Raw genomic sequence first — 11,067 nt, 5'->3', positions numbered from 1 at the left:
TTTAGTAGGGGGAGTGTAATGCAACATTTATTTTTAATGGAGTTCTTTGGACGTGGTCAAAGTGGCCGATCATATGCTGTTACAGAGCGTGTGCGTCTATTTAAGAATCTAAACAAAGATGTCAAACTAGTCACATTTGACTACAATCCGCAGTATGAAGAAATTTGGCGTGAAGCTGCACCGGATGTTATGGCACACCACGTTAACATGATGGATTACTTTCAAGGGGAGGCCGTTGCAGGCGGTGTCCGTGTTGAACGATTGCATGATGCCCGTCAGGTGACGATTGTTGATAAGGTCTTTAATCAACATGATGAACTAGTGGGTGAAATCTATTATGGTCTCGATAACAAGAGTGTTTCACGACGTGGTGCCATTTTGTATAACCGTGATGGGTCAGAACGCATGCGTTTGCTGTACGTTCAAAACAAGGTTACCCAAGTCTTGTTGTGGGACGGCGGTATGCTTCATGTATTGTCGTTCGAAGCAATGGTGAAATATTTCTTGGATAAGTTGACCGCTGAAGAGCCAAGCATCATGTATGCTGATGTGTTAGAGGAAACGATGACGCAGGCGTATGGTAGTGTCGAAAATGCCGAAGTGAAGGTAGCGTATATTCACGCCGATCATCACGTGGCCCATCATCAAACTTTGGTTGGGTTCCGTAATTTATTACGTGCTAAGAAGTTCGATTGGATTGTGACGGGAACGCAGACCCAAGCAATCGATTTGCGAACAGAGTGGGGTGCCCAAACGGTTGATATTGCACCGGCTTCAGTGACGGTGCCGGATGCGGTGACTGATTTGGCTGATCGACGCGCAATGTCGTTTGTCGTCGTGACCCGTTTTGACCGTATTAAGCGCGTAGAAGATATGATTGCAGCAGCGGTTAAGGCACACAAACAAAATCGTGATATTAATTTGCAACTGTACGGTACGGTTTCTGACCAAGCTTATTACACGCAATTGCAACAACAAATTGCAGATGCCCACGCAGCTGGCTATATTACGTTTAACGGGGCCACAACTGATGCAATCGGCACATTTGCAACGGGGCAGGTTACAATTTTCACGTCACGAACAGAAGGTTTTGGTCGCACGATTTTGGAAGCCGAAGCAGCTGGTACGCCAGTGATTTCATATGACATTGATTATGGTCCGCGTGCAATTATTGGCAAAGCTGGTAAATTGGTTGCAGATGGGGATGTGAACGCACTGGCTAATGCGATTGTGATGGCGTTGGCGGATAAACGTTGGCGTGAAAAGGCGAGTGAAGCTGGCCGTGAACAAGCGCGTGAGTACGATGCGGAACATGTTCAGGCGAAGTGGTTAGATTTGATTACAAAATTGGAGGCGACGCATGAAAATCATGTTGATTGATGACAAGACTACTGATGTCGTCACAAAGTTAAAAGACCTCAAGCGTCGTTATCATCATGTTCAGGTAGTGAACATGACGGAGAATGAGTCATATCGGAATGGTTTTCCGGGTGAATATTTGATGTATCGTATTGCCGGAATTCGATTGCGCCCAGCGACGTATTTGAATGATTTGGCGTTTAATCCAGATTATGCGATGTCATACAACAAGTATGGTGAAATCAGTGTGACTGACATGGGTAATGAAGTTGCGACGTTACAACTGGTGGACTGGCAAAAGCAAACCGTACGTGCGGTGAAGTACATTGCGCGCGGCTTTAATTGGCAGTTTGATTTGGTTGGTGAAAAGGCGGATGTGGTGAAGCGTTGGATTCGTGATGATAAGCAACGCACGATTATGATCCGCATGCAATTGTCGAACGGCAAGTTGTTGAAGAAGCTATACAACTATGAAGGTGACAGCCAACAGCCGATTAGCATGACGTTCATGTATGATGGCAAGTTGTTTGACGATGAGAACAGTTGTTTGACGGCGTTCTTCGAAGATGTGTTTGACGATCAAAACATCGAGATTATTCGTTATACAGGTCAATAGAATACGCTAGCGTGGGAGATTTTTCCTGCGCTTTTATTTTGCGTTTAGTGTCGTCGCTTGCGCGCCGAGGCGTGGTGGTTGGTTAGGCTGGCGGTGCTCCGTCCTACAATATAAGCTGGTGGCGACGGAGTCCCATTCTCACTAAGCCTCAGTGTGTTTCATCGCCTTTCGGCTCGAAATCCACTGATGCTAAGTGATAATTGGTGCTCCTTCCTTCGCTTGGGCACCGGCTAATATCGCAGGAGCTCCGCACCACCAGTCTAACCAACCACCACGCCAGCAGTCGAGATATTCTAGTCTGTTGAAGATGATCATCTTGCTTTAAGTGAATGGTTGCTTTTAGATCGAAAGTATAACAAGATGGAGAAAGAGGCGCGTGAGTTATAAAGCGGGGGAATTTATGGGAAATACAGTTAAGCTGATGTTTGGGAAGATACCTGAAACTGTTGGGATGAGTTATCGGCGATTCATCGATTGGTAGCGTCAGAATAAACGACGGAACAGGTACGGTTTCTGCAAGCTATGACAGATGTGACATCTGATGGACAGACTGCAAACGTGATGAATATTCAGGAAGCGCTGGACTGGAATTTCAATGAAATCGTTGAGGTCCAACAATACCTGATTAAGATGCGGGTCATTCAGCCTGTTAACGCAGGTGAAGTCAGATTCGCTTTGCCGAATACAAAAGAATATTTTGCTCTCGTTGAACATCCAGAAGATTATGTGGATATTTGGCGTCGATGAAAACAAAACGACCACTAGGAGGATGCAGTAGTGCATTGCCTAGTGGTCTTTTTTTCTATTGATTGTCACGAACGAAGTCGGTGAAAATTTTGACGGCTGGATTTGGGTTTTGGTTGTTTGTGGCCAGCATGATTTCGTAGCGGTGTGAGGTGTTTTCGAGGGGCTTGAACACGACACCGTTGGTACTGAAGAGTGAGTTTTCAGGGAAGAAGGCGATTAGTTTATTCAAGCGAATCAACATTAGCAACAATTCCAAACTCTGAATACGGGTGATGCTATTGAATTCATAACCATCTTGACGGGCATTATCGGTTAAGCCATGGGGCTCAGTGATGCTGGCGTCGGATGATACGAATATGACATCGCGGTTGGCGAGTGCATCGTTGGGCACGACGTCATATTGACTAATATCGTCATCCTCGGCAACAGCAACCATCATATTACCTTCTTCAAGCGTTGTCGTTTCAATTTGCTCAAAGTCACTGATAGAGTTGAGCGCGTAATTACGCGAAAACAGAATATCAATGGTTTGAGACAACAAAGCTTGGTTATTATCACGGAAATTATCTTGCGAAATCGTGATATCAATTTCAGGATGTTCCGCCATAAACTGATGCAACAACGGTGACATGAGTTGCGTTTCGTAGTAAGTGGTGAAACCAATCGATAAGGTCTGCTTATCAGTCGAACCGATTGCGTACGCTAGCTGAACGGCTTGTTCATAGTTGTTCACGAGTTGCTTGGCGTGATTGTAAAACTGACGACCAGCTGACGTGACGGTGACGCGATTTTTCTGACGGATGAACAACGGGGTGCCGATTTCATCTTCCAGATTTTTCATTTGTTTACTAATGGCAGTTTGCGAAACGAAATTTTTTTGAGCCGCAGCAGTGAAACTGGCTAGATCAACGGCATCAACAAAGTAGGTAAGGCGTTCAAGACTCATATCAATCTCCTGGTGTAACTTTTGGTTGGGGTAACAAACTTTTTGACTGTGTTCATTTATTCACAAGCGTCTATACTTAATTGTGTTGATAAGTGATGTTTGTAACAAGCAGAACTTCTAGTTAGATTATTTTATACCGAAATTAAAGAGGTAACAACCATGAGTAAGGTTATTTTAGCAAGTGAAGCTGTAAACTTGATTAAAGATAATGACACACTTGCAGTAAGTGGATTTGGACTTGCTGGTGTCGCAGAGGAACTTTTAATCGCCCTTGAAGAGCGATATGCAACTGAGTCACACCCACAAGGTTTGACGGCAATGCACTCAAGTGCGGTTGGTAACCGTGACCAAAAGGGAATGAGCCACTTGGCCGCCCCTGGTTTGTTGAAGCGTTGGATTGGTGGTATTGCTGCGGCTTCTCCACGCATCGCTGAAGCTATTAACAACAATGAGTTGGAAGCTTACAACTTGCCACAAGGTGTCATCACCCGTATGTACCACGACATTGCAACGAAGGGTCCTGGTGTCATCACGAAGATTGGTTTGGGAACGTTCGTTGATCCAGATTTTGAAGGTGCCAAGATGAACGCCAAGACGACTGAAGATATCGTGAAGAAGATTTCTTTGGACGGTGACGAGTGGTTGCGTTACCCAACGTTCCCAATCAACGTTGCGTTGATTCGTGGTACGTACGCCGACGAAAACGGTAACTTGACGCTTGATAAGGAAGGTTTGGACATGGAAGTGCAAGCCATTGCGCAAGCAGCCCACAACTCAGGTGGTATTGTTATCGCCCAAGTTGAAGCGGTAACGGAAAACAACACGTTACACCCTAAGAAGGTTAAGGTGCCTGGTATCTTGGTTGACTACATTGTTGTGGCCCAACCAGAGAACCAATTCCAAACGGAAAACACGTTGTACAACCCAGCATTTTCTGGTGAAGTACGTGTGCCATTGAAGTCAGTACCAGCTTTGCCTTTGGATACAAAGAAGGTTATCGCGCGTCGTGCAGCGATGGAATTGCGTTCAGGTGCCATCTTGAACTTGGGTGTCGGTATTCCAGTTAACGTGTCAGCGGTTGCAGCTGAAGAAGGTGTAAGCAACGACTTCGTTTTGACAACTGAAGCTGGTTCAGTTGGTGGTGTGCCTGCCGGTTTGAAGGACTTTGGTCACGCCTACAACTCACAAGCAACGGTTGATATGGATGCTCAATTCGACTTCTACGATGGTGGTGGAATTGACCTATCAGTACTTGGTTTGGCACAAACTGATGCAATGGGTAACGTCAACGTTTCAAAGTTCAACGGTCGTGTGGCAGGTGCTGGTGGTTTCATCGACATCTCACAAACGGCTAAGAAGTTGGTCTTTGCAGGAACGTTCACGGCTGCTGGTTTGAAGGAACACGTTGAAGATGGCAAGTTGGTCATCGACGAAGAAGGTCGTTTCCCTAAGTTTGTGGCTAATGTTGAGCAAATCACATTCTCAGGTAAGTACGCGGCAGCCAACCAACAACCGGTTGTTTACGTGACTGAGCGTGCTGTCTTCGAATTGACGGCTTACGGTTTGATGTTGACTGAAATTGCACCAGGTATGGACTTGGACAAGGACATCTTGGCACACATGGACTTCAAGCCACTTATCAGTGAAGACTTGAAGCAAATGGACGCTGGTTTGTTTGCTGAAGAATGGGGCGGATTGTCAGCCCTAGTTAACCAATAAGAAAAAATACGAAAGAAAAAGAGGACTATTAATTATGGCTACTGTTGCAGAAATTCTAGGAACGAAGTACCCACTTATTCAAGGATCAATGGCGCGTATCTCACGTCACGAATTGGTTATCGCCGTATCAAACGCCGGTGGATTGGGTGTTTTGACGTCAGCTGGTTTTGACAAGGAAGGTTTGCGCGAGGAAATCCGCAAGGTTAAGGCCGGAACTGACAAGCCATTCGCTGTTAACTTGATGTTGATGATGAAGAACATCCCCGAGATGGTTGAAGTTATCATCGAAGAAGAAGTGCCATTCGTGATGACTGGTGCGGGTACGCCAAAGGCATACATGCCTGCTTTGACTGAAGCTGGTATCAAGGTTATCCCAGTTATCCCTTCAGTTAAGTTGGCTAAGAAGATGGAAGATTTGGGTGCCGTAGCCGTTGTTGCTGAAGGTATGGAATCAGGTGGTCACGTTGGTGAGACAACAACGATGGCATTGGTGCCACAAGTTGCGTCAGCTGTTAACATCCCAGTTATCGCTGCCGGTGGTATCGGTGACGGACGTGGTGTTGCCGCTGCTTACGCTTTGGGTGCCCAAGGTATCCAAGCTGGTACGATCTTCTTGACGGCTGACGAAACGCCAGTGCCAGATGCCTTCAAGCAAGCCGTTTTGGATGCCGATGACACGGCTACGACGGTTACGGGTCGTCGTTCAGGTGCCCCAGTTCGTTCAATCAAGAACCCTATGATTGCTAAGTACCTTGAGCTTGAGTACTCAGGTGCTTCACGTGACGCCTTGGAAGAGTTGTCATTGGGATCATTGTCAAAGGCTGTCTTTGAGGGTGACGTTGAAAACGGTTCAGTTATGGCCGGTGAGATTTCAGGTATGGTTAACAGCAAGCGTTCAGTAAAGGACATCATTGAAGGATTGTTCAACGAAGCTGAAGAAGTGGTTAACAACTTGAAGATTACTTACTAATTAAATATCAGGTTCCCTGGTTGGGAACTGAGGAGTTAGGAATATGACAAACAAAACAATTAATCGTTGGGCAGTGCTAATTGCCTCTGCAGTGGTTTTGCTATGTACAGGTGCTATTTATGCCTTCAGTGTGTTGGCTGGTCCACTAAGTGCCGAAAAGGGTTGGTCGATGGAAGCTATTATGACGGCTTTCGCAATCAACTCAGCAATTGGACCCATCCCAATGATCCTAGGTGGTTTCTTAACAGATAAAGGATTGGCTAAGTGGTCAATCGTCTTGGGTGGTGTCCTATTTGCAGTCGGCTTCTTCTTGACTGGCTTTGCGACGAGCACAACGATGCTTTACTTGTCATACGGTGTATTAGCAGGTCTTGGACAAGGGTTTGCATACTCAGGTGCGTTGAGTAACAGTATCAAGCTTTTCCCTGATAAGAAGGGCTTGGCTTCTGGTATTATCACGGCCGGCATGGGTGGTGCCGCAATTATCGCCGCACCGATTGCGAACGCAATTATCGAATCTTCAAATGTCATGAACGCTTTCCTTTACTTGGGATTGGCGTACGTTGTGATCATCATTTTGGCTGGTTTTTTCATTAAAACTGCGCCAAAGGATTACGCACCAGCCGGTTGGTCACCAGCTGAACAAGCCGGTGCACCAAAGATGGTAAACAAGAACTGGACACAAATGTTGGCCACGCCAGCGTTTTACTTGATTTTCTTCATGCTATTTACAGGTGCATTTGCTGGTTTGATGATTGCGTCAAACGCTTCAACAATCGGTCAACGCATGTTTGGTTTGACGGCTGCGACGGCCGCAGGTTATGTCAGCTTGTACTCATTGAGCAACACGCTTGGTCGTGTGTTGTGGGGCACGATTTCTGACAAGATTGGTCGTAACAGGACCCTTTACATCATTATGATTGTGGTTATCGCAGCCTTTGCGTTGATCCTTGGTATGAACTCACAAATTGGCTTCGCTATCGGTATCATCGCGCTAGGTTTGACGTTCGGTGGTGTGATGGGTGTCTTCCCACCAATGGTGATGGAAAACTTTGGTCCCATCAATCAAGGTGTTAACTACGGTATCACATTCGTGGGTTACTCAGTTGCAGCTTTCTTCGCACCAAAGGTTGCCGTTGGTATGGCTGGTCAATCAGGTGATTTCTCAAAGGCATTCTACGTTGCCATTGTGATTGCGCTGGTTGGTATCGTCTTGAACTTCGCTTACGTACAGCTTAAGAAGCGTGCAAACTAAATAATTATTTCGAAAAGGATCCTCGCTGGTTACGAGGGTCCTTTTTTGGTGCTCATCACACTTACTTATAGTCATAAATAAAAATCTTTTGTTTCGGTGTAAACTAATAAAAGGTAAAAAGTAGAAGGGGTTGGAGACATGAGTAAGGAACATGATAAGCAAACGCTGGCGCAGCGTAATAATTTGATTCGTGCCGCCGTGATGGGAGCCAACGATGGGATTCTGTCAGTATCAGGAATCGTTATTGGTGTGGCCGGCGCGACGACGAATTCATTCGCGATTTTCATTGCCGGTTTCGCTGGGGCGTTGGCGGGAACGGTGTCGATGGCAATGGGAGAATATACATCAGTTCACTCACAAAATGATGCGCAAGTGAAGGCGGAGAAGGTGCAAGAGGCAGCGCTTAAAACGCAATACGATACTGAATTTGAATTTGTAAAGAACAAGTATGCCGCGCAAGGAATTTCTGATGAATTGGCAACGCAAGCAACCAAAGAAATGATGGCTAACGATGCGTTGGGGACGACGGTACGTGAACGCTATGGCTTCAGTTTGCACCACGAGGTTTCGGCGATTGGGGCGGCAATGGCATCGATGATTGCCTTTCCGTTGGGATCATTGTTGCCAATGTTGGCAATTACGTTGTTCCCAGTAAAAGAGCGTGTCATTGCGACGGGGATTGCCGTGCTGATTGCGTTGGCGATTACCGGGTATTCAGCTGCTCATTTGTCTGGGGCCAACGAAAAGCGAGCGACGATTCGCAACATCGTGGCGGGTATTTTCACAATGGTCGTGACGTACTATATCGGAACGTTAATCGGACACTAAGGGGGATTGCATCATGAATAATAAGGTAAAAACCCATCAAACGATGGAAGAACGCTTGAATGCGATTCGTGCCGGTGTGCTTGGTTCGAACGACGGTATTTTGACAGTTGTTGGCGTGTTGTTCTCGGTTGGAGCAGCGACGAGCAATCAATTTACAATCTTTATTGCTGGTTTGGCTGACCTGTTGGCGTGTGCGTTGTCGATGGCGTCTGGCGAATATGCGTCAGTGTCATCACAAGCGGATGCTGAAAAGGTGGTTGTGGATCGTGAAACACAACGATTGCGCGTGAACCCAGCTGGGGTAGCGGAAGATATTCGCGCGTTTTACGTTTCACGTGGGGTAACGACTGAAACTGCCGGTAAGATTGCGGATGAGTTGATGGCCAAGGCGCCGTTGGAAACGATTTTGGCCACGAAGTACGATGTTCAATTGGGCCACTATGTGAGTCCATGGTCAGCGGCCGTTTCATCTTTGATTTGTGCGGCCATTGGTGGGGCGTTCCCATTGTTGGCGATGATTTTAGCCACACCGCGCTGGGAGTTCTTGGCCACGATTTGCGCGACGGTGGTTGCCGTTGCGTTGACTGGGTATCTAAGTGCCGTGATTGGGAAGGGATTTCCGATCAAAGCGATTAAGCGTAACGTCGTTATCGGACTTTTAACGATTGCTATACACTATGGCATTGGCATGTTCTTCTAAAGTTAGGTAAAATAAACATTAAGTAAGACTGAGTTTAGGCTCGGTCTTTTTTGTTAATTGGCTTTAATTTGGTAAGCTGGAAGGTAACAACAGGAGTGAGGAGCGCACTTGATATGGCAACGACACGATATGGACTTTTGGGCTACCCAGCCCGTCATTCAAAATCACCAGCAATGCATAATGCCGCGTTTAAACAGGCGGGCATTGATGCGCAATACGATGCCTATGAAGTCGCACCAAATGCGTTGGCGGCGACGTTTAAAAGCTTAATTGCATCCGGCGTGGCGGGCTTCAATGTGACGATGCCGTTTAAGGAAGCAATTATGTTGTACTTGGATGACCTGACGCCATTAGCTCGTCGCCTTTCAGCGGTCAACACCGTCGTGATTCGCGATGGCAAAACGATTGGTGATTCAACCGACGGCGCTGGCTTTTGGCGGACGTTACGTGAGCCAGCTGATCAAGTAATTTTGATTGGGACTGGTGGGGCAGCCCGCGCCATTATGGCGACGGCACCAAAGTCGGTAACGTTGCACGTGTTCAACCGTCAAAGCGACCGTTTCCCGGAAAAAGCTGCGATGGTCAATGATTTGGCAGGCGTTGAATTGCATGATTTGGATGAAATTGGGATGTATTTGCCATATGCTGATTTGATTGTGAACGCGACGAACGTGGGGATGCAGTCAGATATCTCGATTCTATCAACTGAACAATTCTATGAAACCCAACCAGATGTCCAAGTGGTTGATATTATCTATAAGAAAGAGCCAACGCCATTCGTGGCTGCAGCCCGTGCAGCCGGACGTCAAGCAGATGATGGCCTTGCCATGTTGATTGGTCAGGGTGCATTGAGTTTTGAACAATGGACCGGTCAATTACCTGATATCAACGTCATGAAGCAGGCGATTATGCCGGCTGAAGAAGGAGAAGAGTAACCATGATTTTAGTCATGAAGAATGTGCAAGCTGCGCAACAGGCTCTCGCAGCAGCGACAGCAGCCGGCTTGAAAAATGTGTACGCACACGAGGAACGCGTGGGCTTTGCGACGATTAAAACGTTGGCAGAAGTCCCATTTGTGAATGAGGCTGATGTTGCTGAAGTGATTGAAAAGCACCCAGCGGCGTTGAAAAGTTCGCGTCTTTTCCACCCGGCTGATACGGTCATTACGACTGCGCATTCAGTAATTGGTGGTGGCAATTTTGTCTTGATGGCGGGGCCAGATTCGATTGAGTCAGCTGACCACGTTTTGGCGATGGGCGCAGCTGTGCAAGAAGCAGGTGCAACGTTGCTTCGTGGTGGGTCATACAAGCCACGTACAAGTCCATATAGCTTCCAAGGATTAGGTGAGGCCGGGTTGCAAATGCACCGCCAAGCAGCTGATGCCTTGGGGATGGACATGATTACTGAAATTATGGATACGCGTGATGTTGAAATTGTTGGACAATATACCGATATTTTCCAAGTTGGCACGCGCAATATGCAGAATTTCAGCTTATTGAAGGCGCTTGGGCAACAAAGTAAGCCCGTCGCATTGAAGCGCGGTATGAGCGCCTTGATTGATGAGCTTTTAAGTGCGGCTGAATATATCGCGTCAGAAGGTAATGACCAAATTATCTTGATTGAGCGCGGCATTCGCACGTTTGATAACAAATACACGCGTAATACCATGGATGTGAGTGCCATTCCGGTTTTGCAAGAATTAACACATTATCCGGTTTTGGCCGATCCATCACACGCAGCCGGTGTTGCACACCACGTGACATCAGTTGGCTTGGCAGCGGTGGCGGCTGGCGCACAAGGGTTGATGGTCGAAATTCACAATCGCCCAGAAGCGGCCTTTGTTGATGGTGCGCAAGCTTTGACGCCAGCACAATTTGCTGAATTAGCCGACAAGGCGCGCGCGATTCACGAAATTGTAAGGGGATAA

11 protein-coding genes are annotated in these 11,067 nt (G+C 46.9%); 10 read left to right on the top strand and 1 reads right to left on the bottom strand.

The genetic code is table 11. The features are described from left to right. Positions 1-18: 18 nt before the first annotated feature. The 3 genes from C6P11_RS07295 (at position 19) to C6P11_RS07285 (ending at position 2,722) form a co-directional block, all read left to right on the top strand. Positions 19-1,380, top strand: coding sequence for a glycosyltransferase (locus tag C6P11_RS07295; protein WP_135519930.1), 1,362 nt, complete (start codon positions 19-21; stop codon positions 1,378-1,380). After that, entirely contained in the window at positions 1,361-1,975 is a 615-nt protein-coding gene (locus C6P11_RS07290) for a hypothetical protein (protein ID WP_135519928.1), read from the top strand. The genes C6P11_RS07295 and C6P11_RS07290 overlap by 20 nt, the downstream gene beginning before the upstream one ends. A 522-nt stretch (positions 1,976-2,497) precedes the next feature. Next, positions 2,498-2,722 carry a hypothetical protein gene (locus C6P11_RS07285; RefSeq protein WP_135519926.1) on the top strand — a complete coding sequence of 75 codons (225 nt, stop codon included), beginning with the start codon at positions 2,498-2,500 and terminating at the stop codon, positions 2,720-2,722. A 55-nt stretch (positions 2,723-2,777) separates the two neighbouring features. Here the strand turns inward: C6P11_RS07285 and C6P11_RS07280 are convergent, their stop codons facing one another. Then, a complete protein-coding gene (locus C6P11_RS07280) occupies positions 2,778-3,668 on the bottom strand; it encodes a LysR family transcriptional regulator (protein ID WP_135519924.1) in 891 nt (296 codons plus the stop codon). A gap of 159 nt (positions 3,669-3,827) precedes the next feature. Between C6P11_RS07280 and C6P11_RS07275 the strand changes: the two genes are divergently transcribed. The 7 genes from C6P11_RS07275 to aroF all read left to right on the top strand — a co-directional run bounded on the left by C6P11_RS07275 (position 3,828) and on the right by aroF (position 11,067). Continuing rightward, positions 3,828-5,387, top strand: coding sequence for an acyl CoA:acetate/3-ketoacid CoA transferase (locus tag C6P11_RS07275; protein ID WP_135519922.1), 1,560 nt, complete (start codon positions 3,828-3,830; stop codon positions 5,385-5,387). Positions 5,388-5,421: 34 nt separating this feature from the next. Then, positions 5,422-6,357: a nitronate monooxygenase gene (locus C6P11_RS07270; protein WP_135519920.1), complete on the top strand. Its 936-nt coding sequence runs from the start codon at positions 5,422-5,424 to the stop codon at positions 6,355-6,357. 43 nt (positions 6,358-6,400) lie between these two features. Further along, positions 6,401-7,612, top strand: a complete 1,212-nt coding sequence (locus C6P11_RS07265; RefSeq protein ID WP_135519918.1) for an L-lactate MFS transporter — start codon at positions 6,401-6,403, stop codon at positions 7,610-7,612. 138 nt (positions 7,613-7,750) lie between these two features. Continuing rightward, a complete protein-coding gene (locus tag C6P11_RS07260) occupies positions 7,751-8,440 on the top strand; it encodes a VIT1/CCC1 transporter family protein (RefSeq protein ID WP_135519916.1) in 690 nt (229 codons plus the stop codon). Between the two features lie 13 nt (positions 8,441-8,453). Next, positions 8,454-9,140, top strand: coding sequence for a VIT1/CCC1 transporter family protein (locus tag C6P11_RS07255; protein ID WP_135519913.1), 687 nt, complete (start codon positions 8,454-8,456; stop codon positions 9,138-9,140). Positions 9,141-9,253: 113 nt separating this feature from the next. After that, positions 9,254-10,075 (top strand): shikimate dehydrogenase, encoded by an 822-nt coding sequence (gene aroE / locus C6P11_RS07250; RefSeq protein ID WP_135519912.1) that lies wholly within the window; start codon positions 9,254-9,256, stop codon positions 10,073-10,075. A gap of 2 nt (positions 10,076-10,077) precedes the next feature. Then, positions 10,078-11,067: a 3-deoxy-7-phosphoheptulonate synthase gene (gene aroF, locus C6P11_RS07245; RefSeq protein ID WP_135519911.1), complete on the top strand. Its 990-nt coding sequence runs from the start codon at positions 10,078-10,080 to the stop codon at positions 11,065-11,067.

It is taken from the genome of Weissella confusa, from assembly GCF_004766315.1.
Taxonomy (GTDB): domain Bacteria; phylum Bacillota; class Bacilli; order Lactobacillales; family Lactobacillaceae; genus Weissella; species Weissella confusa_A.
Note: the sequence above shows the minus strand (reverse complement) of the source record. Positions and strands in the feature narration are given on the sequence as shown.